At 59.3% G+C, this 22,260-nt stretch carries 17 protein-coding genes; 6 read left to right on the forward strand and 11 right to left on the reverse strand.

What is annotated here, in order from left to right:
* Nucleotides 1-38 precede the first annotated feature (38 nt).
* Nucleotides 39-1,433 (reverse strand): Si-specific NAD(P)(+) transhydrogenase, encoded by a 1,395-nt coding sequence (sthA, locus tag IB246_RS16450; RefSeq protein WP_008028455.1) that lies wholly within the window; start codon nucleotides 1,431-1,433, stop codon nucleotides 39-41.
* A 207-nt stretch (nucleotides 1,434-1,640) separates the two neighbouring features.
* Nucleotides 1,641-2,627 (reverse strand): FAD:protein FMN transferase, encoded by a 987-nt coding sequence (locus IB246_RS16455; RefSeq protein WP_008037702.1) that lies wholly within the window; start codon nucleotides 2,625-2,627, stop codon nucleotides 1,641-1,643.
* Nucleotides 2,628-2,745: 118 nt separating this feature from the next.
* Here IB246_RS16455 and IB246_RS16460 point away from each other — a divergent pair, with 118 nt between their 5' ends.
* Nucleotides 2,746-4,044 carry an MFS transporter gene (locus IB246_RS16460; RefSeq protein WP_008037703.1) on the forward strand — a complete coding sequence of 433 codons (1,299 nt, stop codon included), beginning with the start codon at nucleotides 2,746-2,748 and terminating at the stop codon, nucleotides 4,042-4,044.
* Nucleotides 4,045-4,230: 186 nt separating this feature from the next.
* Here the strand turns inward: IB246_RS16460 and IB246_RS16465 are convergent, their stop codons facing one another.
* Nucleotides 4,231-5,694, reverse strand: coding sequence for a glyceraldehyde-3-phosphate dehydrogenase (locus IB246_RS16465; protein WP_008028461.1), 1,464 nt, complete (start codon nucleotides 5,692-5,694; stop codon nucleotides 4,231-4,233).
* A 363-nt stretch (nucleotides 5,695-6,057) separates the two neighbouring features.
* Between IB246_RS16465 and mfd the strand changes: the two genes are divergently transcribed.
* The 3 genes from mfd to IB246_RS16480 are packed head-to-tail and all read left to right on the forward strand — an operon-like array spanning nucleotide 6,058 to nucleotide 12,786.
* The gene (mfd, locus tag IB246_RS16470; protein WP_008037706.1) at nucleotides 6,058-9,507 is read left to right on the forward strand and encodes a transcription-repair coupling factor; all 3,450 of its coding nucleotides are present in this window, start codon (nucleotides 6,058-6,060) and stop codon (nucleotides 9,505-9,507) included.
* 10 nt (nucleotides 9,508-9,517) lie between these two features.
* Entirely contained in the window at nucleotides 9,518-10,084 is a 567-nt protein-coding gene (locus tag IB246_RS16475) for a CsiV family protein (RefSeq protein ID WP_008028464.1), read from the forward strand.
* An 11-nt stretch (nucleotides 10,085-10,095) separates the two neighbouring features.
* Entirely contained in the window at nucleotides 10,096-12,786 is a 2,691-nt protein-coding gene (locus IB246_RS16480) for a DEAD/DEAH box helicase (RefSeq protein WP_008037707.1), read from the forward strand.
* A gap of 118 nt (nucleotides 12,787-12,904) precedes the next feature.
* Here IB246_RS16480 and IB246_RS16485 read toward each other — a convergent pair whose 3' ends face one another.
* From IB246_RS16485 to IB246_RS16495, 3 genes are all read right to left on the reverse strand, one after another.
* Nucleotides 12,905-13,642 (reverse strand): S-methyl-5'-thioinosine phosphorylase, encoded by a 738-nt coding sequence (locus tag IB246_RS16485; RefSeq protein ID WP_008028469.1) that lies wholly within the window; start codon nucleotides 13,640-13,642, stop codon nucleotides 12,905-12,907.
* 12 nt (nucleotides 13,643-13,654) lie between these two features.
* On the reverse strand, nucleotides 13,655-14,665 hold the full coding sequence (gene nagZ / locus IB246_RS16490; protein WP_008037708.1) for a beta-N-acetylhexosaminidase: 1,011 nt from the start codon (nucleotides 14,663-14,665) through the stop codon (nucleotides 13,655-13,657).
* A gap of 158 nt (nucleotides 14,666-14,823) precedes the next feature.
* Nucleotides 14,824-15,531, reverse strand: coding sequence for a TetR/AcrR family transcriptional regulator (locus IB246_RS16495; protein WP_008037709.1), 708 nt, complete (start codon nucleotides 15,529-15,531; stop codon nucleotides 14,824-14,826).
* Nucleotides 15,532-15,760: 229 nt separating this feature from the next.
* Here IB246_RS16495 and lexA point away from each other — a divergent pair, with 229 nt between their 5' ends.
* Nucleotides 15,761-16,369 (forward strand): transcriptional repressor LexA, encoded by a 609-nt coding sequence (gene lexA, locus IB246_RS16500; protein ID WP_007944149.1) that lies wholly within the window; start codon nucleotides 15,761-15,763, stop codon nucleotides 16,367-16,369.
* A gap of 10 nt (nucleotides 16,370-16,379) precedes the next feature.
* On the forward strand, nucleotides 16,380-16,853 hold the full coding sequence (gene sulA / locus IB246_RS16505; RefSeq protein WP_008028477.1) for an SOS-induced cell division inhibitor SulA: 474 nt from the start codon (nucleotides 16,380-16,382) through the stop codon (nucleotides 16,851-16,853).
* Between the two features lie 86 nt (nucleotides 16,854-16,939).
* Here sulA and IB246_RS16510 read toward each other — a convergent pair whose 3' ends face one another.
* The 5 genes from IB246_RS16510 to fadA form a co-directional block, all read right to left on the reverse strand.
* Nucleotides 16,940-17,173: a hypothetical protein gene (locus IB246_RS16510; RefSeq protein WP_008028479.1), complete on the reverse strand. Its 234-nt coding sequence runs from the start codon at nucleotides 17,171-17,173 to the stop codon at nucleotides 16,940-16,942.
* Between the two features lie 154 nt (nucleotides 17,174-17,327).
* On the reverse strand, nucleotides 17,328-17,852 hold the full coding sequence (locus IB246_RS16515; protein WP_008028481.1) for a DUF6586 family protein: 525 nt from the start codon (nucleotides 17,850-17,852) through the stop codon (nucleotides 17,328-17,330).
* Between the two features lie 141 nt (nucleotides 17,853-17,993).
* The gene (gene topA / locus IB246_RS16520; protein WP_008037710.1) at nucleotides 17,994-20,621 is read right to left on the reverse strand and encodes a type I DNA topoisomerase; all 2,628 of its coding nucleotides are present in this window, start codon (nucleotides 20,619-20,621) and stop codon (nucleotides 17,994-17,996) included.
* 114 nt (nucleotides 20,622-20,735) lie between these two features.
* Nucleotides 20,736-20,972 carry a DUF1653 domain-containing protein gene (locus IB246_RS16525; RefSeq protein ID WP_008028485.1) on the reverse strand — a complete coding sequence of 79 codons (237 nt, stop codon included), beginning with the start codon at nucleotides 20,970-20,972 and terminating at the stop codon, nucleotides 20,736-20,738.
* A 98-nt stretch (nucleotides 20,973-21,070) separates the two neighbouring features.
* On the reverse strand, nucleotides 21,071-22,246 hold the full coding sequence (gene fadA / locus IB246_RS16530) for an acetyl-CoA C-acyltransferase FadA (RefSeq protein ID WP_008037712.1): 1,176 nt from the start codon (nucleotides 22,244-22,246) through the stop codon (nucleotides 21,071-21,073).
* Nucleotides 22,247-22,260: the final 14 nt, after the last annotated feature.

Raw genomic sequence — 22,260 nt, forward strand, 5'->3', positions numbered from 1 at the left:
GGTCTCCCCGGCCGGCTCAGGCCACCGGCCGGAGCCGCTCAAAAAAGCCGGTTGAGGCCATCGTACGCCGCTACCCGATAGGCTTCGGCCATGGTCGGGTAGTTGAACGTGGTGTTGACGAAGTACTTCAGCGTATTCAGCTCGCCCGGCTGGTTCATGATCGCCTGACCGATGTGCACGATCTCCGACGCCTGATAACCGAAGCAGTGCACGCCCAGCACTTCCAGCGTTTCGCGGTGGAACAGGATCTTCAGCATGCCCTGAGGCTCGCCGGCGATCTGCGCACGCGCCATGCCCTTGAAGAACGCCTTGCCCACTTCGTACGGCACTTTGGCCTGAGTCAGCTCCTGCTCGTTCTTGCCGATCGAGCTGATCTCCGGAATGGTGTAGATGCCGGTCGGTACGTCGTTGACGAAGCGCCAGCTGCCATTGTCGACAATGCTGCCAGCAGCCGAACGGCCCTGGTCGTGTGCGGCACTGGCCAGGCTCGGCCAGCCAATCACGTCACCGGCGCCGTAAATGTTCGGCACGCAGGTGCGGTAGGCTTCGTCGACTTCGATCTGGCCACGGCTGTTGACCTTGACGCCGATGTTTTCCAGACCCAGCTGATCGGTGTTGCCGGTACGACCGTTGCACCAGAGCAAGGCGTCGGCCTTGATCTTCTTGCCGGACTTGAGGTGCAGGATCACGCCGTTGTCCACGCCTTCGACGCGGTCGTAGTCTTCGTTGTGGCGAACCGTGATGTTGTTGTTGCTGAAGTGGTAGCTCAGCGCCTGGGAGATTTCCGAGTCGAGGAAGCTCAACAACTGGCCGCGGTTGTCCACCAGCTCAACCAGTACGCCCAGACCACTGAAGATCGACGCGTATTCGCAACCGATCACGCCGGCGCCGTAAACGATGAGTTTGCGCGGGGTGTGGCCGAGGCTGAGGATGGTGTCGCTATCGTAGATACGCGGGTGATGGAAATCGATGTCCGCCGGACGATAAGGACGCGAGCCGGTGGCGATGATGATGTGCTTGGCCACCAGTTTTTCAACTACACCGTTGGCGCAGACCACTTCGATGGTTTGCTCGTCGGCGAAGCTGCCGGTGCCGAAGAACACGTCGACGCGGTTACGGGCGTAGTAGCCGGTGCGCGAAGCGACTTGTTTGGAAATGACTTTCTCGGCGCTTTTCAGCACGTCCGGGAACGAGAACCAGCGCGGCTCACCAATGGCCCGGAACATCGGGTTGGTGTTGAACTGCATGATCTGCCGGACGGAGTGACGCAGTGCCTTGGACGGGATGGTGCCCAGGTGGGTGCAGTTGCCGCCAACCTGGCGACGACTATCGACCATCGCCACCTTGCGCCCTGCTTTGGCGGCGTTCATTGCCGCGCCTTCTCCCGCCGGGCCGGAACCCAGCACCACCACGTCGTAGTTGTAGACAGCCATGCATACTCCTCAGAACAGGCCGCGGCACTCTCGGCACCTGCGGCTAAATCACGCCGATCTGCGGCGTGAAGGAACAATTTGGGGCCAGTGCAGAACCCGGACACAGTCTATAGAAGCGTCAACGTCGCGCACATTAACCCTTGGTCGCGTCGTAGGCTACTTTTGCCTGCACTACAACGCCAGTTTTCAATGCGCGAATCACCGTAATCATTCAGTTTTGCCGCCACTGAGACGCTCAAAAGCCTGATTGGTACGTATGACGAAACCTGTATCGGCACGAATCACAAAGAATGCACCAATGTTGTGGGTTTCGGCATAGTCCCAACCCCGTTCAGGACCGAGAATCAGCAACAGCGTCGATAGGCCATCGGCCATCAACGCTGAAGGATGAATGACCGTGACTGACGCCAGCGTGTGTGAGACCGGCGTACCGGTGTGAGCATCGAAGGTGTGGGAATAACGCCGACCGTCCTGCAGAAAATAGTTGCGATAGTCGCCTGAAGTGGACACGCCGTAGCCGTCGACCGCGATGATGCGTTCTGCAACTTGCTGATCGTCTCGGGGTTGTTCAAGCGCGATGCGCCACGGCGAGCCATCAAGTTTCTTGCCGGCAGCCTTGAGCTCTCCGGTGGCTTCGGCGAGGTAGTTGTGAATGCCCATCGCGTCGAGTTTTGCGGCAATCGTATCGACGGCGTAGCCGGCGGCGATGCTATTGAAGTCGACTTCGACGGCGGCGTCCTTGCACAACTGTTCGCCTTCGATGCGCAGATGCTGATAACCGACTCGCTGCCGCACCTCGGCAAGCGCTTGGGCATTGGGCACTTTTTCTTCACGCGCCCGGGGGCCGAATCCCCAGAGATTGAGCAGTGGCTCCACGGTCAGATCGTAGGATCCTTCGCTTTGCTCTGACAGTTGTTCACCAACGCGGATCAATTTGAGGATGGACGCGGGCATTTTCTGACAGCGATTGGCGGGCAGATCGTTGAAGCGCTCGATGTCCGAATCGCTGCGATAGGTAGACATTTGCTTGTCGACCTCGGCGAGGATCTTCTCCACCTCGCTGCGCACCTGTGCGGGCGCGGGGAGATTGGCGTGGCGCACGTATTTGATTGAATAAGTGCTGCCCATAGTCGGGCCGCCGACGCTTTCCATGGAATCGCCATTGCCGCAGCCAGCCAAAACACCAGCCAGCATCACAACCACCTTCCAACGTCCAGTTAACAAATCTTCATCTCCCAGTAAAAGCACGCCAGCCATTATGGGACACACGCGAAACGCTTTCTTACAAGATTTAAAAAGTGAGTATCCAGACATGTCCTCCACGACCGGCAAAGGCAAAGCGATTTTTCGCGTTGTCAGCGGCAACTTTCTCGAGATGTTCGATTTCATGGTCTACGGCTTTTACGCCACAGCCATCGCCAAAACCTTCTTCCCCGCCGACAGCGCTTTCGCTTCCCTGATGCTGTCGCTGGCCACCTTCGGTGCCGGCTTCCTGATGCGACCGTTGGGGGCGATTTTCCTCGGTGCCTACATCGACCGTCATGGCCGCCGCAAAGGCTTGATCATCACCCTCGCGATGATGGCGGCCGGCACGGTGTTGATTGCCTGCGTGCCGGGTTACGCCACGCTGGGCGTGGCCGCGCCGCTGATCGTGCTGTTCGGCCGACTGCTGCAAGGCTTCTCTGCCGGCGTGGAACTGGGCGGTGTGTCGGTCTATCTCGCGGAGATTTCCACACCGGGGCGCAAAGGGTTCTTCGTCAGTTGGCAGTCTGCCAGTCAGCAAGCGGCGGTGGTGTTTGCCGGCCTGCTGGGGGTGGGTTTGAACCACTGGCTCAGCCCGGAAGAAATGGGTGAATGGGGGTGGCGCGTGCCGTTCCTGATCGGCTGCATGATCGTGCCGGTGATCTTCGTGATTCGCCGTTCGCTGGAAGAAACGCCTGAGTTCCAGGCACGAAAACACCGCCCTACCCTGCGGGAAATCGTCCACTCGATCGGTCAGAACTTTGGCATTGTCATCGCCGGCATGGCGTTGGTGGTGATGACCACGGTGTCGTTCTACCTGATCACCGCCTACACCCCGACCTTCGGCAAAGCCGAACTACACCTGTCGGATCTGGATGCGTTGCTGGTGACGGTCTGTATCGGCCTGTCGAACTTTTTCTGGCTGCCGGTGATGGGCGCTGTGTCCGACAGGATCGGGCGAAAACCCCTGCTTCTCGCAGCGACCATTCTAGCGATTCTCACCGCTTACCCGGCCCTGTCGTGGCTGGTGGCGAATCCGAGCTTCAGCCATTTGCTGATCGTCGAGTTGTGGTTGTCGTTCCTGTATGGCTCGTACAACGGCGCCATGGTCGTGGCGCTGACCGAGATCATGCCAGTGGAAGTTCGTACGACCGGCTTCTCGTTGGCCTACAGCCTGGCGACGGCAACCTTCGGCGGGTTTACGCCGGCAGCCTGTACGTACCTGATTCATGTGCTGGATAACAAGGCTGCGCCGGGGATCTGGCTCAGCGGCGCGGCAGTGCTGGGGTTGATTGCGACGGTGGTGTTGTTCAAAGGCAATCGGCATGAACTGCGGACCGCACAGGCTGCCGTGGTCGGTGGCGCCTGATCGATCGCCTTCGCGGGCAAGCCTCGCTCCTACAAGTCATGCGTCAACTCAAAATTGGCGCATGACTTGTAGGAGCGAGGCTTGCCCGCGAAGAGGCCAGCACAAGCAACACACCTGAAACTGACCAAACCACACAAACAAAAACGCCCCGACCAAAGTCGGGGCGTTTTCATGTGCAGCTAAGGCTTAGCGCGGGAATGCTGGCGGGTTTACACCAGCCATGTCTTCCATCACGCGAACCACCTGGCAGCTGTAACCGAATTCGTTGTCGTACCAAACGTACAGAACAACGCGGTTGTCTTGGGTGATGGTTGCTTCAGCGTCCACAACGCCTGCGTGGCGCGAGCCAACGAAGTCGGTGGAGACCACTTCCTGCGAATTGACGAAGTCGATTTGCTTGTGCAGATCGGAGTGCAGCGCCATGTAGCGCAGGTACTCGTTCATCTCTTCACGGGTGGCGGCTTTCTCAAGGTTCAGGTTGAGAATGGCCATCGACACGTTTGGCGTCGGAACACGGATCGCGTTACCGGTCAGCTTGCCAGCCAGCTCAGGCAAAGCCTTGGCAGCAGCGGTGGCAGCGCCGGTCTCGGTGATCACCATGTTCAACGCGGCGCTACGGCCACGGCGATCGCCCTTGTGGAAGTTGTCGATCAGGTTCTGGTCGTTGGTGTACGAGTGAACCGTTTCAACGTGACCGTTGACGATGCCGAACTTGTCGTTGACAGCCTTCAGCACCGGCACGATGGCGTTGGTGGTGCAGGAAGCAGCCGAAACGATCTTGTCGTCAGCGGTGATTTCGCCGTGGTTGATGCCGTGAACGATGTTCTTCAGCTTGCCTTTGCCAGGCGCGGTCAGAACAACGCGGTCGATACCCGGGCAGGCCAAGTGCTGGCCCAGGCCATCGGCGTCACGCCATACACCGGTGTTGTCCACCAGCAGCGCGTCTTTGATGCCGTACTGGGTGTAATCCACTTCAGTCGGGTTCTTCGCGTAGATAACCTGAATCAGGTTGCCGTTGGCGGTGATGGTGTTGTTTTCTTCATCGATGGTGATGGTGCCGTTGAACGAACCATGTACCGAATCGCGGCGCAGCAGGCTGGCGCGTTTGGTCAGGTCGTTCTCGGCGCCCTTGCGCACCACGATGGCACGCAGACGCAGGCCGTCGCCGCCACCGGTTTTTTCGATCAGGATGCGCGCCAGCAGACGGCCGATACGACCGAAGCCGTACAGCACAACGTCGGTGCCTTTGCGAGCGGAGGCGTTTTGCTGGCCAACCACTTCAGCCATTTCTTCACGGACGAACTGCTCGGCAGTACGGCCATTGCCTTCGACGCGGAATTTGTACGCCAACTTGCCCAAATCTACCGAAGCTGCGCCGAGCTTGAGCTCGCTCATGGCTTTCAGCAGAGGGAATGTTTCGTGGACGGAGAGTTCGCTATCGTCGGAAGAACGATGGCGAGCAAAGCGGTGAGCTTTGAGAATCGCGATGACAGACTGGTTGATCAGGCTGCGGCCATAGATCGAGCTCACCACGTTGTTATTGCGGTAGAGCTGACCGATAAGCGGAATCATCGCTTCTGCGAGTGCTTCACGGTCGATCCATTCACCAAGACACTGGTCGGGCTTCTGAGTCACGGGAACCTTCCACATGTAGGGGCAGAAAAAAGGGGCTACATTATGCCGCCGAGTGTCTCTCGTAGCAATGCGCGCCTGTCGTGCGATCCGTAACAATTTCTTCTTCAAAAAAATTACGCACCGCCGAAGCCCAGTAAAACCGCGGCTTTCAGCGAAGTCAATTTTTTGGAGACATCGCCGTCTTATCCGTAACCCTCCCTAACACTCAGTCGTTTTGCCACTACATAATCAGTAATTTTCAGCAAAAAACCGGCGTTTTTTGTCTTTACCACTACATTTCGCCAAACCTGCGTAATAGACACAGTCAGCAACTGACAGGCGGCACCCGGGGCCGCTACAATTACCGACTTTGTCGCAACGCTTGGAGCTCAACCTTCCGTGCCCGTTCTGCGTCTACCGCTTCTCCCTGCCGCGGCAGGTAAACAGCACTGGGGCAACCTGCCCGGTGCCGCCCTGAGCCTGGCCATTGCCGAGGCTGCCAGCGCTGCCAAGCGCTTTACCCTGCTACTGACCGCCGACAGCCAAAGTGCCGAGCGGCTGGAGCAGGAGCTGGGTTTCTTCGCCCCGGATTTGCCGGTGCTGCATTTCCCGGACTGGGAAACCCTGCCCTACGATCTGTTTTCGCCACACCAGGACATCATTTCCCAGCGCATCGCTGCTCTATATAGATTGCCGGAGTTGAGCCATGGCGTGCTGGTGGTGCCGATCACCACGGCCCTGCATCGCCTGGCGCCGACCAAATTCCTGCTCGGCAGCAGCCTGGTGCTGGACGTTGGCCAGAAGCTAGACGTCGAGCAAATGCGCACCCGGCTTGAGGCCAGCGGTTATCGCTACGTCGACACGGTGTACGAGCACGGCGAATTCACTGTCCGCGGCTCGCTGATCGATCTGTTCCCGATGGGCAGCAAACTGCCCTTCCGGATTGACCTGTTCGATGACGAAATCGAGACGCTGCGTACCTTCGATCCGGAAAACCAGCGCTCCATCGATAAAGTCGACACCGTCCGCTTGCTGCCTGCACGGGAATTCCCGCTGCAGAAAGATGCGGTCACCCGTTTCAAGGCACGCTTCCGTGAGCGCTTCGACGTCGATTTCCGCCGCTGCCCGATCTTTCAGGACCTGAGCAGCGGGATTACACCGGCGGGTATCGAGTACTACTTGCCGCTGTTCTTCGACGAAACGTCCACGCTGTTCGATTACCTGCCCCAGGACACCCAGGTGTTTTCCCTGCCGGGCATCGAGCAGGCGGCGGAAAATTTCTGGAACGACGTGCGTAATCGTTATGAAGAGCGCCGTGTCGATCCGTCCCGTCCTTTATTACCGCCAGCCGAATTGTTCCTGCCGGTGGAGGACTGCTTTGCACGCCTGAAGAACTGGCCGCGCGTCGTCGCCAGTCAACAGGACGTTGAAACCGGTGTCGGCCGCGAGCGCTTCCCGGCCCGAGAACTGCCGAACCTGGCCATCGAAGCCAAAGCCACTCAACCGCTGGCCGCACTGGCCGGTTTCCTCGACGAGTTCCCTGGTCGCGTGCTGTTCACCGCCGAGTCTGCGGGCCGTCGTGAAGTGCTGCTGGAACTGCTGGAACGCCTGAAGCTGCGACCGAAAACCGTCGACAGCTGGCCCGACTTTGTCGCGAGCAAGGAGCGCCTGGCGATCACCATCGCACCGCTCGACGAAGGCCTGGTGCTCGACGATCCGGCCCTGGCGCTGGTCGCCGAAAGTCCGTTGTTCGGTCAGCGCGTGATGCAGCGCCGTCGCCGTGAAAAACGCGCCGACGCCAACAACGACGCCGTGATCAAAAACCTCACCGAACTGCGCGAAGGCGCGCCGGTGGTGCACATCGATCACGGCGTTGGCCGCTATCTGGGCCTGGCAACGCTGGAAATCGACGATCAAGCCGCCGAGTTCCTGACCCTGCAATACGCAGAAGGCGCCAAACTGTACGTGCCGGTGGCCAACCTGCACCTGATCGCACGCTACACCGGCAGCGACGATGCCCTGGCCCCATTGCATCGTCTCGGCTCGGAAACCTGGCAGAAAGCCAAACGCAAAGCCGCCGAACAGGTGCGCGATGTGGCGGCTGAATTGCTCGACATCTATGCCCGCCGCGCTGCTCGCGAAGGTTATGCCTTCGAAGATCCGAAAGCCGATTACGCCACTTTCAGCGCCGGGTTCCCGTTCGAAGAAACCCCGGACCAGCAAACCACCATCGAAGCCGTGCGCGCCGACATGCTCGCGCCAAAACCGATGGACCGCCTGGTCTGCGGCGATGTCGGTTTCGGCAAGACCGAAGTGGCAATGCGCGCAGCGTTCATTGCGGTACACGGTGGTCGTCAGGTGGCGATCCTGGTGCCGACCACCCTGCTCGCCCAACAGCACTACAACAGTTTCCGCGACCGCTTTGCCGACTGGCCGGTGACTGTGGAAGTGATGAGCCGCTTCAAGTCGGCCAAGGAAGTGAATGCCGCCGTCACCGACCTTGCCGAAGGCAAGATCGACATCGTCATCGGCACGCACAAGCTGTTGCAAGACGACGTAAAAATCAAAAACCTCGGGCTGGTGATCATCGACGAAGAACACCGTTTCGGTGTCCGTCAGAAAGAACAGCTCAAGGCCCTGCGCAGTGAAGTCGACATCCTCACGCTGACCGCCACGCCGATTCCGCGCACGCTGAACATGGCAGTGTCCGGCATGCGTGACCTGTCGATCATCGCGACACCGCCGGCCCGCCGCCTGTCGGTGCGGACGTTCGTCATGGAGCAGAACAAGAGCACGGTCAAAGAGGCGTTGCTGCGGGAGCTGCTGCGTGGCGGCCAGGTCTACTACCTGCACAACGACGTGAAGACCATCGAGAAATGCGCCGCCGACCTCGCCGAACTGGTGCCGGAAGCGCGGATCGGCATCGGCCACGGGCAGATGCGCGAGCGCGAACTCGAGCAGGTGATGAGCGACTTCTACCACAAGCGCTTCAACGTGCTGATCGCCTCGACCATCATCGAGACCGGCATCGACGTGCCGAGCGCCAACACCATCATCATCGAGCGCGCCGACAAATTCGGCCTGGCGCAGTTGCACCAGTTGCGTGGCCGCGTCGGTCGCAGTCACCACCAGGCCTATGCTTATCTGCTGACACCGCCGCGCCAGCAAATCACCCCGGACGCAGAAAAGCGCCTGGAAGCGATCGCCAATACCCAGGACCTCGGTGCGGGCTTCGTGCTCGCCACCAACGACCTGGAAATCCGTGGCGCCGGTGAACTGTTGGGCGACGGCCAGAGCGGACAGATTCAGGCGGTCGGCTTCACCCTGTACATGGAGATGCTCGAGCGTGCGGTGAAGTCGATCCGCAAGGGCGAACAACCGAATCTCGATCAGCCGTTGGGCGGTGGCCCGGAAGTCAATTTGCGTGTTCCGGCGCTGATTCCCGAAGACTATCTGCCGGATGTCCACGCGCGACTGATTCTCTACAAACGCATTGCCTCGGCCACCGATGAGGAGGGTCTCAAGGACCTGCAAGTCGAGATGATCGACCGTTTCGGCCTGCTGCCGGAGCCGACCAAGAACCTGATGCGCATCACGGGGCTGAAGCTGCAAGCCGAAGTGCTGGGCATCAAGAAAGTCGACGGCGGCCCGCAAGGCGGCCGGATCGAGTTCGCGGCGCAGACACCGGTCGATCCGCTGACCCTGATCAAACTGATTCAGGGCCAGCCTAAACGCTACAAATTCGAAGGGGCCACGATGTTTAAATTCATGGTCCCGATGGAGCGCCCGGAAGAGCGCTTTAATACTGTAGAGGCATTGCTTGAATGCCTCATTCCGAAAACTGCTTGAAGGACGCCGCATGCGCCTGTTTCGTTTACTGACTTTGCTGACCACCCTGGTCGCCCCAACGGCGTTTGCCGATGACCTGTATCAGATCGAAATGATTCTGGTCCGACAAAACGCCGTGCCCGCCATCGTCAGCCGCGCCGCGCCGGAAGACTGGGCCGCCGGCGCCCAGCAAATCCGCCCCGAGAGCCTGCGTACGCCGAGCCTGAATGGCGAAGTGGAAAAACTCACCGCCAGCAATGAATACACGGTGTTGCTGCACAAGGCCTGGCAGCAAAATCTCGGCGAAGAAGCCAGCAAAGTTGCGGTCAGCGACGGCAAGGAACAGTTCGGCCAGTTCCCGATCGAGGGCACGCTGAACCTGAAACTGGGGCGTTTCACCGACGTTGACGCCGACTTCTGGGTCAACCAGATCGACGCCAACGGCATGGTGACCGCCAGCGAACGCCTCAAACAAGAAAGCCACACCAAGAACGGCCAGCTGAACTTCCTCGACAACGGTCACCTCGGCCTGCTGATCAAGATCACCTCGCTCACCGCCCCTGCGCCTCGGCCAGTCCCCGAACAAATTCCGGACTGATTGAAGTCCCTATGCCCGCGACCCTGAGCAAACCCCTGGCACCTTCATGGGTCAGTCGATTCAAGGAACAAAGCCTGGAGCGCGGCCGCCGCTATGCGCTGGAGAACCGCGTCAGGATCGTGGAAGTCGGCGACGCAACCATTACGGCCGCGTGCGAAGGTTCTGGCGGTAACGTTTACCGTCAGACCATTCGCCTGCGCGAGTCAGCCAAAAGCACGCTGCTGATGGTCGATGCCACGTGTACATGCCCGGTCCGCAGCAACTGCAAACATTGCGCAGCCGTGCTGTTGAAGGTGCAGGAAACCCTCGCCTACCCCGCCGCCGCACAAGACGCCGAATTGCTGGAAAAACTTCAGGCCGTACTGGAAAACCGCAGCCCGAAAGCACCGCCGCAAGTGCTGGTGGACAACGTGCAACCGGTGCCGCGCCTGTGGCTGGCAAGCATTGAGTTCAGCGCCTTCGAGCCGCGCAACGGCAAGATGCAGCGTTACATCCAGCATCGTGCTGCGTTGTCCTTCAGCTATCTGGATGAATACGTTTGCGGGCAGAAAAACGCCGACATCCTGATACGTCAGGAGGCGCAGACATTACGGATAAAACGCCACCCGGAAGTCGAACAGGCCTACAGGGAACAGTTACGAATCCTCGGCTTCAAGATCGCCACCCGGCAAAGTAAAGCGCTGCCGGAAAGTGCCGGCGAACTCTATGAGATGGTCAATGACAGTGCCTGGCTGACCTTCACGCTCAATGAGTTGCCGAAGCTGCGCACTCAAGGCTGGGAGTTGCAGATCGACGAGGATTTCGGTTTCGACCTGACCGCCGTGGACGACTGGTACGCCACCGTCGAACAGGCGCCGGAGCGCGACTGGTTTGATCTGGAACTGGGGATCATCGTCAATGGCGAGCGGTTGAGTCTGCTGCCCATCCTGTTGAACCTGATGCGCTCCCACACCGAGATCCTCAACCCGGAACGCCTCGCACGGCGTCGCGACGATGAATTGATTTTGGTGAACATCCCCCATCGCCCGAACTCCGAGCATGGGCCGTTGCAAGTCGCCCTGCCCTTTGGCCGATTGAAACCGGTGCTGGCGACCCTCGGCGAGTTCTATCTGCAAGAGCCCGGCGAAACCACGCTGCGCCTGAGCAAGGCCGACGCGACGCGCCTGAATCCGCTGGAAGACCTGCCGCTGCTCTGGGAAGGTGGCGAACAGATGCGCAGCTTTGCCCAGCGTCTGCGGGACATCAAAGACTACACCGCGACAGCACCGGAAGGCTTGAACGCGACCTTGCGCCCCTATCAGCTGGAAGGCTTGAGCTGGATGCAGTCGCTGCGGCAACTGGAGGTTGGCGGGATTCTCGCGGATGACATGGGCCTGGGCAAAACCCTACAAACCCTGGCGCATGTTCTCAGTGAGAAAGACGCCGGGCGCCTCGATCGTCCGTGCATGGTGGTGATGCCCACCAGCCTGATTCCCAACTGGCTCGACGAAGCGGCGCACTTCACACCGCAACTGAAAGTACTGGCGCTGTACGGCGCCAGTCGTAAAAAGCATTTCGACAGTCTGGCCGATTACGACCTGATCCTGACCACCTACGCGCTGCTGCCCAAGGACGTCGAACGCCTGGCCGCACAGCCACTGCACGTGTTGGTGCTGGACGAAGCGCAATACATCAAGAACCCCAACAGCAAAGCCGCCCACGCCGCACGCGAGCTGAATGCACGCCAGCGTTTGTGCCTGAGCGGTACGCCACTGGAAAACCACCTGGGTGAGCTGTGGTCGCTGTTTCACTTCCTGCTGCCCGGCTGGCTCGGCGACGTGAAAAGTTTCAACCGTGATTACCGCGTGCCGATTGAAAAGCGCGCCAGCGAAGTACGACTTCAACACCTCAACGGCAGGATCAAACCGTTCCTGCTGCGCAGGACAAAAGAGCAGGTGGCGACGGAATTGCCGCCGAAAACTGAAATCATCCATTGGGTCGAGCTCAACGAAGCCCAGCGTGACGTGTATGAAACCATGCGTTTGGCGATGGACAAAAAAGTCCGCGACGAAATCACCCGCAAAGGTGTGGCACGCAGCCAGATCATCATCCTTGAGGCGTTGCTGAAGCTGCGTCAGGTCTGCTGCGACTTGCGCCTGGTCAATGACGCGGCCCTGCCGACGCGCGGAAGCACCTCGGGCAAGCTCGACAGCCTGATGGAAATGCTTGAGGAGTTGTTCGAGGAAGGCCGACGGATTCTGCTGTTTTCGCAGTTCACTTCGATGCTTGCGTTAATCGAGGTCGAACTGAAGAAGCGCGGCGTGGAGTATGCGTTGCTGACCGGGCAGACTCGCGACCGACGCTCCCCGGTGAAAGACTTCCAGAGCGGCAAGCGTCAGATCTTTCTGATCAGCTTGAAGGCAGGCGGTGTCGGCTTGAACCTGACGGAAGCGGATACGGTGATTCACTACGACCCGTGGTGGAACCCGGCGACGGAAAACCAGGCAACCGACCGCGCGTATCGCATCGGCCAGGAGAAACCGGTGTTCGTTTACAAGATGATTGCCCGGGGCACGGTGGAAGAGAAAATTCAGCACCTGCAGAAGGAAAAATCCGATTTGGCAGCAGGCGTGCTGGATGGGCGCAAGGCTGGGGACTGGAAGCTGCAGAGTGATGATATTGAGGCGTTGTTTGCGCCGCTGCCGGAGAAGATCGATAAGTAGCGGCGCCAGTTAGATTGCCATCGCGAGCAGGCTCGCTCCCACAAGGGTTCTGGCCTACCCAAATCCCCCTGTGGGAGCGAGCCTGCTCGCGATAGCGTCGACTCGGTCTATCGACAGACTAACCTTTAAGCACCCGCGCCAACGTCGACTTCACCTTGCCCATTCCGTCATGCAACGCCTGCTCGATCTCGGCCATGGTAATCACAGCCGTCGACTTGCCCGCCGCCGGGTTCACCACCAACGCCAGGCACGCGTAATCCAGCTCCAGCTCACGCGCTAATGCCGCTTCCGGCATACCGGTCATGCCGACGATGTCGCAACCGTCGCGCTCCAGACGCGCAATTTCCGCAACCGTTTCCAGGCGTGGCCCCTGCGTGCAGGCATACACGCCATGACTGCTGTAACCAACGCCTTCAGCCGCCAATGCCGCGATCAATTGCTCGCGCAGCGGTTCGCTGTAGGGATAGCTGAAGTCGATGTGGGTGACCTGTTCCAGGTCATCGGCAAAATAGGTGTGTTCGCGACCGCTGGTGTAATCGATCAGTTGATGCGGCACGCAGAAATGCCCGGTGCCCATCGCAGCATGAATTCCGCCGACAGCGTTGACCGCAAGAATCGCTTCGGCGCCAGCCTGCTTTAGCGCCCAAAGGTTGGCGCGGTAGTTCACCTGATGCGGCGGGAAACGGTGCGGGTGACCATGACGCGCGAGGAACAGCACTTCCTTGCCGGCGTACTCACCGATCTGCACCTCGGCCGAAGGCGTGCCGTAAGGGGTGTCCACCGCCAGTGACTGACGAATGCTCAGGCCTTCCAGTTGAGTCAGGCCGGTGCCACCGATAATCGCGTAAACCGTCATAACGTAAAGTCCTTATTCAATCAGTTGAGCGTCTTTGAGCGCACCAATGGCCGTCAGCCAGCGCGGGTCTTGACGGTATTCAGTGCTGGCATACGACTGGCCGCGCATCCGCGCAATGCGCTCGGACGGCTTGACCTTCAGACGCTGGGCGGCACTCAGCGCGAGCTCCGCAGCGGCGCGGTCGTTGCACACCAGGCCCATGTCGCAACCAGCGCTCAGCGCGGCTTCGATACGGCTGGCAGCATCGCCGACCACGTGAGCGCCGGCCATCGACAGGTCGTCGCTGAAGATCACGCCGTCGAACTGCAACTCGCCGCGCAGGATGTCCTGCAACCAGCGACGGGAGAAGCCGGCCGGCTGGGAATCGACTTGTGGATAAATGACATGGGCCGGCATCACGGCGGCCAGTTGCTTGCTCAATTTGGCAAACGGCACCAGGTCGTTGGTGCGGATTTCATCGAGGCTGCGCTCGTCATTCGGGATCGCGACGTGGGAATCGGCCTCCGCCCAGCCGTGGCCGGGGAAGTGTTTACCGGTGGCGGCCATGCCGGCGCTGTTCATGCCACGGATAAATGCACCTGCCAGCAGCGCGGCGCGTTCCGGGTCACCTTCGAACGAACGGGTACCGACCACGGCGCTGCGCTGGTAATCCAGGTCCAGAACCGGGGCAAAGCTCAGGTCGAGGCCGACGGCCAACACTTCGGTCGCCATGATCCAGCCGCACTGCTCGGCCAGGTATTCGGCGTTCGGGTTGTCGGCAATGGCGCGCATGGCCGGCAGTCGCACGAAGCCCTGGCGCAGGCGCTGCACCCGCCCGCCCTCCTGATCCACTGCCAGCAGCAGATCAGGTCGAACGGCGCGGATTGCGGCGCTCAGTTCGCGCACTTGGCGCGGGTGTTCAATGTTGCGGGCAAAAATGATCAGGCCGCCCACTTCCGGTTGGCGTAACAATTGGCGATCTTCAGCCGTCAGCCAGGTACCGGCGACGTCCACCATCAACGAGCCTTGCAGGCCAGCAGTCATAGAGATTCCTTGATAACGATAAACCCGGCTCGCACGCGCTCACCGCCGCGGGCTTTGCCCGGCAGGTCGGCGACATCAATGGGGAGCGGGTTCAGAACGAGAGTCGGCATGGGCGGCTAGCTTAGCGGATGTCAGCTGCCGCGCCCACCCGTGCGCGGTTAAACCTTGGCGGCAACCTGTGTCGATTTGCTGCGCGGACGCAATTGCGCAGTGGCCATGGCCGAGTCGGTCACGCCGGTTTCGGCGCGCATGCCTGCAGCCAGGAACGGCACCATCAGGCGCATCACTTGCTCAATGGAGGTGTTGACGCCGAAATCGGTCTCGGCAATTGCACGCAAGGCCTTGATACCGGACATGCTGAACGCTGCCGCACCCAGCATGAAGTGCACGCGCCAGAACAGCTCGATCGGTGGAATGCGTGGCGCGGCTTCGTTGACCAGCATCATGTAGCGACGGAATACCTTGCCGTACATGTCTTCGAGATAACGACGCAGGTGACCCTGGCTCTGACTGAACGCCAGCCCCAGCAAACGCATGAAAATCGAGAGATCGTTGCCGCTGCGTGGCTGTACCACCAGGGCTTGCTCGACGAGGATTTCGAGCAGCTCTTCAAGTGTCGGCTTGTTCTCGGGCTTGGCCTGACGCCGCTCCAGCTCTTTATCAAGGCTTAAACAGAACGGCCCGAGAAAGCGCGAGAAGACGGCTTGAATCAGCGCCTTCTTCGACCCGAAGTGATAGTTCACCGCCGCCAGATTGACACCGGCCTTGCTGGTGATCAGACGCAACGAGGTTTCTGCGAAACCTTTTTCCGCGAACAACTGCTCGGCAGCATCAAGAATGCGTTCAACGGTTTCCGACTGGGCCATGGCTACTCCGCCTGACAAACACTTGTTTGAAACATACGTTTCAGCCCAGGCCTTGTCAAGTCTGGTGGTTCGTTTTGGGAATGGCCGGTCAGCTATTTAACCATACAACGACGACGCTTTAATCAGCCGGCTGATCGACCGTCTGGCGGCCGGTAAAAAAAGGGGCATTGCCAAGTCGCTTTCACTGTATATAATCCCAGTCACTGTATAAAAAGACAGAGCGATCAATATGCTAAAGCTGACGCCACGCCAAGCCGAGATTCTGGCCTTCATCAAACGCTGCCTGGAAGACAACGGCTACCCGCCGACCCGCGCGGAAATCGCTCAGGAACTGGGTTTCAAGTCGCCCAACGCAGCGGAAGAACACCTCAAGGCGCTGGCTCGCAAGGGTGCGATCGAGATGACGCCGGGCGCATCCCGCGGCATTCGCATCCCTGGTTTCGAAGCCAAGGCCGACGAATCCACCCTGCCCATCATTGGCCGAGTGGCTGCCGGTGCACCGATCCTTGCCCAGCAGCACATCGAAGAATCCTGCAACATCAACCCAGCCTTTTTCCATCCTCGCGCTGACTATTTACTGCGCGTTCATGGCATGAGCATGAAGGACGTGGGCATTTTCGACGGCGACCTTCTGGCTGTCCATACCACCCGTGAGGCCCGCAACGGCCAGATCGTGGTAGCGCGGATCGGCGACGAAGTTACGGTCAAACGCTTCAAGCGTGACGGCAGCAAAGTCTGGTTGATTGCAGAAAACCCTGAATTCGCCCCTATCGAAGTGAACCTGAAAGATCAGGAACTGGTGATCGAAGGCTTGAGTGTCGGCGTCATTCGCCGCTAAAGGAGGCTTTATGCAGTTCCCACACACATCACAGCAAGCCCAACTGCCGTTGTTCGAGGCATTCATGGTGCAGCCGATGGCACCGATTCTGAAGGATGTGGTCGAGTCGCCCTGGAGCGCCGAACCTGAAGTTTTCAGTGAGCTGTCATTGCGTGGTGCGGCCGGGAACTGCCTGAGCCTTCTGGCACCGATCCTCAGGGAACTGAGCGAGGATCAGGATGCGCGCTGGCTGACATTGATCGCCCCGCCGGCCAGCCTGACACAAACCTGGCTTCGAGACGCCGGCCTGAATCGTGAACGCATTCTGTTGCTGCAACCGCGCGGCACCCAGAGTGCACAACAGCTGACCTGCGAAGCGTTGCGTCTGGGTCGCAGCCACACGGTCGTCAGCTGGCTCAATCCACTGAGCACCACTTCACGGCAACAGTTGATCAGCGCCGCCCGGACCGGGGACGCACAAAGTCTGAACATTCGACTGGGTTAAACGAAGCGCACATTGAACTGCGCGGGGCTTCTCCAAGGATAGAGAAGCCGGTCTGTAGCGGTATCAGGAAAAAGCGACGAACGGGATCAATGAAGGACCCGTGAGCTCTCATCCGTATTGAAATCACCTTCAACCAAGCGGCCAGCCATCTGAACGCCGACGCTCAACATCGCCTTGGCGACTTCCACGTGTTGGCCCTGCAGGAACGCTTTGGCATCCTCAGAGAAATCCAAAGTAACCAGAGAACCCTCGTCCTCGGCCCTGCGCAGCTCGATTCGGCCGTCTGGTAACTCGACAATTTCTAGAAAGGACGTTGGCATAAAGGTCTGTTCTCCACGAAAGGCGGCGATTATATAGGCATCGGACAGGCTTCGCTCAGGATCTTGACCAGATGCCATTACGAAGAGACATTTCTCACAGCACTCATCCCTGAAACGGACAGCCCGTCGGACCCTCCGTTAAACACTCAATCCTTCAGCACTCGTTCAACCCTTCGCGAAAACGAATCGCCAGGCCTTTCAGGTTCTGACGCCAGCTCTCCAACTCCTCCCGGCTCAGCTCTTCCGGCGAATCTTCTTCATCCAGATTAACGGCCAGGATCAGCGGCTGCGTCACGTCGCCCTTGGGTTTGTGCGGTGCACGCGGCGGCTGGAACAACGCAGCATGAGCCGACAGCAGCTTGGCCAGCCAGGTTTCCGGGTTTTGCGCCAACTCGACCATCTCGGCCATTTCGGGAATGGCAATGGCTTCCAGCACTTCCCGAGTCAGCAACATCTCCGCCCGAGGCGCATTGGCCTGAGGCAAGCGATAGAAACCGGCAATTTCATGACACAGCCCCAGCAACGCACCGTACAAGTGAAACAACGCCGATTCGCGCCCGGCCTGAATCAGCGCCAGGGAGTTCATCGCCCGCCCCTCTTCAGCCTTGGCAAGCGCTTCCAGCGACAGGCCGGCGAAATAAATCTTCTGATTGGTACGGGTATAGAGTTCGTGGGCCATGACGGCAGCCTCCACAACGAAATAATTGCTTCACGCAGGTCAGACAGTGTCGTGGATCACCCAAGCACACCGCAAGCCCCAAACAAAAAGGCCGCATGAAAACCCGAGGGTTGTCATGCGGCCTTTTAATTACAGCGCTGTTTAAGCTTTGGCTGCTGGACGCTTGTCTTCAACCGTCCACTTGCCACCGTCGTAGTACGCTTTCCAGCCAGTCGGCTTACCGTCGACTTCTGTCTGCACGTACTGCTCTTTGGTCTTGCGGCTGTAACGGATCACAGCAGGGAGACCGTCCGGGTCCTTTTTCGGCGCTTCACAGAGGAAGTGGTACTTCGGATCGATCTCATCCTTGTGCGGGATGATTTCCATGACCAGCGGCGCACGGGTCTCGCGGTTTTTCGGGAACTGACTGGCGGCCAGGAACAGGCCGGAAGCCCCGTCGCGCAGGATGTAGGTGTCGTTGACCTTTTCGCATTTCAGCTCAGGCATCTTCACCGGATCCATCTTCGGCGGCGCAGCATCACCGCTTTTCAGCAGTTTGCGGGTGTTCTTGCACGTTGCGTTGGTGCAACCGAAGAACTTGCCGAAACGGCCCGTCTTGAGTTGCATCTCGCTGCCACACTTGTCGCATTCCAGGCTCGGACCTTCGTAGCCCTTGATGCGATAGGTGCCCTCTTCGATTTCGTAGCCGTCGCAATCCGGGTTGTTGCCGCAGATGTGCAGCTTGCGCTTCTCGTCGAGCAGGTAAGCGTCCATCGCCGTGCTGCAGATCGGGCAACGATGCTTGCCACGCAGCACCAGCGATTCCGATTCACCCTCGTCGTCCGCGGCGATTTCATCACCCGGCACCAGGTTAACGGTGGCCTTGCAGCGCTCTTTCGGCGGCAAGCTGTAACCCGAGCAACCGAGGAACACGCCGGTCGATGCGGTACGGATCTGCATCGGACGGCCACAGGTCAGGCACGGAATGTCGGTCATCACCGGCTGGTTGGCACGCATGCCGCTTTCCGGGCTTTCGGCCACTTCGAGCTTCTTCTTGAAGTCGCCGTAGAACTCGTCCAGCACGTTTTTCCAATCGCGCTCGCCCTGGGCCACGTCATCGAGGTTCTCTTCCATGCCGGCGGTGAAGCCGTAGTCCATGAGATTGGAGAAGCTCTCGGACAGGCGTTCGGTGACGATGTCACCCATCTTTTCCGAGTAGAAACGACGGTTGTGCAGCGCTACATAACCACGGTCCTGGATGGTCGAAATGATCGCCGCGTAGGTCGAAGGACGACCGATACCGCGTTTCTCCATTTCTTTCACCAGGCTCGCTTCCGAGTAACGCGCCGGCGGCTTGGTGAAGTGCTGGGTCGGATCAAGCTTGATCAGCTTCATCGCGTCGCCCTGGGCCATGTCCGGCAGCACGTCGTCATCGCCAGGCTTGGCGATTTGCGGCATGACGCGGGTGTAACCGTCGAACTTCAGGATACGGCCCTTGGCGCGCAGCTCGAAATCGCCGGCACCGACAGTGACCGTGGTCGACAGGTATTGCGCCGGCAGCATCTGGCAGGCGAGGAACTGGCGCCAGATCAGCTCGTAAAGCCGCTCTGCATCACGCTCCATGCCCGACAGCTTGCTTGGCTCGGTGTTGGCGTCGGACGGACGAATCGCTTCGTGAGCCTCTTGCGCGCCTTCCTTGCTGCTGTAGACGTTCGGGGTTTCCGGCAGGTACTTCTTGCCGAATTCGCCTTCAATATACGTACGCGCCATCGTCACGGCATCGGCCGAGAGGTTGGTGGAGTCGGTACGCATATAAGTGATGTAGCCGGCTTCGTACAAGCGCTGGGCCATCATCATGGTTTTCTTCACGCCGAAGCCCAAACGGTTGCTCGCGGCCTGCTGCAGGGTGGACGTGATGAACGGTGCCGACGGCTTGCTGCTGGTCGGTTTGTCTTCGCGCTTGACGATGCTGTAGCTGGAAGCCTTGAGCTTCTCCAGCGCGGCCATGGCCTGGGCTTCGTTCAGCGGCTTGAACGCTTCGCCCTTCTCGCGAGCGACGTCGAAACGCACGGTTGCGCCCTTGGCGGTGCCGAGGTCAGCGTGGACTTCCCAGTACTCTTCCGGGATGAACGCGCGGATTTCACGCTCACGCTCGACCACAAGCTTCACGGCAACCGACTGCACGCGACCGGCGGACAGGCCACGGGCGATCTTGGCCCACAGCAGCGGCGAAACCATGTAACCCACCACGCGATCGAGGAAACGACGCGCCTGCTGGGCGTTGACACGGTCGATGTCCAGCTCGCCTGGTTTGGAGAAGGCTTCCTGAATCGCTTTCTTGGTGATTTCGTTGAACACCACGCGCTTGTAGCGGCTGTCGTCACCACCGATGGCTTCGCGCAGGTGCCAGGCAATGGCTTCCCCCTCGCGATCCAAGTCGGTTGCGAGATAGATGGTGTCAGCATCCTTGGCGAGCCGGCGCAGCTCTTCGATAACCTTTTCCTTGCCCGGGAGGATCTCGTACTTGGCTTTCCAGCCATGATCGGGATCGACACCCATGCGCGAGACCAGCTGCTTGCGCGCTTTCTCTTTAGGCGAGAGCACCGGACCTTCACCCGCAGCGGCTTTGCCGCGCTTGGCGGCTGGCTCTTTGCTGGCGCTAGCCGAACCGCTGGTGGGCAGGTCTCGGATATGGCCGATACTCGACTTCACCACGTATTGGTTACCCAGATACTTGTTGATGGTCTTGGCCTTAGCCGGGGATTCCACAATGACCAGCGATTTGCCCATGGATCAGAAAATTCCTGAATTCTAGAAGTGAAAGGCGGTTGGCGCCTGACGCGGCACCGCTATATATAGTGGCTACAAGGTGAGGTCAAGCGCAGGGTTCTGCGCGCTCTCAGCTTATGGCTTGGTAAAAAGGCTCGGTTCGGCTTGCACCAAAGCAAAGCGTGGCACCTGTTCACCGTCAACCTCGACCGACTCCAGGAACATGCTCAAGGGGCGCACCCAAAAGCCGTAATCGCCATACAGGGCTTGGTAAAAGACCACTTCTTCTTCCGTTTCCGAATGCCGCGCAATACTGAATACGCGGTACTGCGGACCTTTGTAATGTTGGTAGAGCCCAGGTTGTATCGGCATGGTTTGGCCCTCACTCAAATTTTTTCAAAATAAAAACAAAATAAATCCGGAAAAACAAAAACCGGGGCACTTGGCCCCGGCTTCCGTCAACGGAACGCTTAAACGCGTTCGAAGACGGTGGAGATGCCTTGGCCGAGACCAATGCACATGGTGGCTACCCCGAAGGTGCCGCCATTTTGCTTCATCACGTTCAGCAAAGTGCCGGAGATACGCGCACCGGAGCAACCGAACGGGTGACCCAGGGCGATCGCGCCGCCGTGCAGGTTAACCTTCTCGTTCATCTTGTCGAGCACTTTCAGATCTTTCAGCACTGGCAGGGCCTGTGCGGCGAAAGCTTCGTTGAGCTCGAAGAAGTCGATATCGTTGATGCCAAGGCCCGCGCGCTTCAGTGCTTTCTGTGTTGCCGGTACTGGACCATAGCCCATGATTGCCGGATCCACACCTGCCACTGCCATCGAACGAATCACCGCCAGAGGCTGGATACCCAGATCCTGTGCACGCTGCGCCGACATCACGATCATGCACGAAGCACCATCGGTGATTTGCGACGAAGTACCGGCTGTCACGGTGCCACCCTTCGGGTTAAACGCTGGCTTCAACGCCGCCAGGCTTTCCAGGGTAGTTTCCGGACGAATGGTTTCGTCGTAGTCGAACAGTTTCAGGAAACCGTTCTCGTCGTAGCCCTGCATCGGGATGATTTCGTCTTTGAACTTGCCTTCCACAGTCGCCTTGTGGGCGAGCTGGTGGGAGCGCACGCCAAAAGCGTCCTGCTGTTCGCGAGTAATGCCGTGCATTTTGCCGAGCATTTCAGCGGTCAGGCCCATCATGCCCGAGGCTTTCGCCGCGTGCAGAGACATGTGCGGGTTCGGATCGACACCGTGCATCATGCTCACGTGGCCCATATGCTCGACGCCGCCGACGACGAATACGTCACCGTTGCCGGTCATGATCGCTTGCGCAGCAGTGTGCAGAGCGCTCATCGACGAGCCGCACAGGCGGCTGACGGTCTGGCCGGCAGCGGTGTGCGGGATCTGAGTCATCAGCGACGCCATGCGAGCGATGTTCCAGCCCTGCTCCAGGGTCTGGTTCACACAGCCCCAGATCACGTCTTCGACTTCGTTCGGGTCGACCTTGACGTTGCGTTCCAGCAATTTGCTGATCAGGTGTGCCGACATATCTTCAGCACGGGTGTTGCGGTGCATGCCGCCCTTGGAGCGGCCCATCGGAGTACGACCGAAGTCGACAATCACGACGTCTCTTGGATTCAAGCTCATAAAATTTCACTCTC

The organism is Pseudomonas sp. PDM01 (assembly GCF_014852325.1).
Taxonomy (GTDB): Bacteria; Pseudomonadota; Gammaproteobacteria; order Pseudomonadales; family Pseudomonadaceae; genus Aquipseudomonas; species Aquipseudomonas migulae.

Bases quoted from the DNA above. Each gene is read 5' to 3' on its own strand.
- IB246_RS16455 (WP_008037702.1), bottom strand. From the start codon at position 2,627: ATGCTGGCTGGTGTTTTGGCTGGCTGCGGCAATGGCGATTCCATGGAA.
- sulA (WP_008028477.1), top strand. From the start codon at position 16,380: ATGCAGTTCCCACACACATCACAGCAAGCCCAACTGCCGTTGTTCGAG.
- IB246_RS16525 (WP_008028485.1), bottom strand. From the start codon at position 20,972: ATGCCGATACAACCTGGGCTCTACCAACATTACAAAGGTCCGCAGTAC.
- IB246_RS16510 (WP_008028479.1), bottom strand. From the start codon at position 17,173: ATGCCAACGTCCTTTCTAGAAATTGTCGAGTTACCAGACGGCCGAATC.
- IB246_RS16460 (WP_008037703.1), top strand. From the start codon at position 2,746: ATGTCCTCCACGACCGGCAAAGGCAAAGCGATTTTTCGCGTTGTCAGC.
- sthA (WP_008028455.1), bottom strand. From the start codon at position 1,433: ATGGCTGTCTACAACTACGACGTGGTGGTGCTGGGTTCCGGCCCGGCG.
- fadA (WP_008037712.1), bottom strand. From the start codon at position 22,246: ATGAGCTTGAATCCAAGAGACGTCGTGATTGTCGACTTCGGTCGTACT.
- lexA (WP_007944149.1), top strand. From the start codon at position 15,761: ATGCTAAAGCTGACGCCACGCCAAGCCGAGATTCTGGCCTTCATCAAA.
- IB246_RS16495 (WP_008037709.1), bottom strand. From the start codon at position 15,531: ATGGCCCAGTCGGAAACCGTTGAACGCATTCTTGATGCTGCCGAGCAG.
- IB246_RS16485 (WP_008028469.1), bottom strand. From the start codon at position 13,642: ATGACGGTTTACGCGATTATCGGTGGCACCGGCCTGACTCAACTGGAA.
- IB246_RS16475 (WP_008028464.1), top strand. From the start codon at position 9,518: ATGCGCCTGTTTCGTTTACTGACTTTGCTGACCACCCTGGTCGCCCCA.
- IB246_RS16465 (WP_008028461.1), bottom strand. From the start codon at position 5,694: ATGTGGAAGGTTCCCGTGACTCAGAAGCCCGACCAGTGTCTTGGTGAA.
- IB246_RS16480 (WP_008037707.1), top strand. From the start codon at position 10,096: ATGCCCGCGACCCTGAGCAAACCCCTGGCACCTTCATGGGTCAGTCGA.
- nagZ (WP_008037708.1), bottom strand. From the start codon at position 14,665: ATGACTGCTGGCCTGCAAGGCTCGTTGATGGTGGACGTCGCCGGTACC.
- topA (WP_008037710.1), bottom strand. From the start codon at position 20,621: ATGGGCAAATCGCTGGTCATTGTGGAATCCCCGGCTAAGGCCAAGACC.
- IB246_RS16515 (WP_008028481.1), bottom strand. From the start codon at position 17,852: ATGGCCCACGAACTCTATACCCGTACCAATCAGAAGATTTATTTCGCC.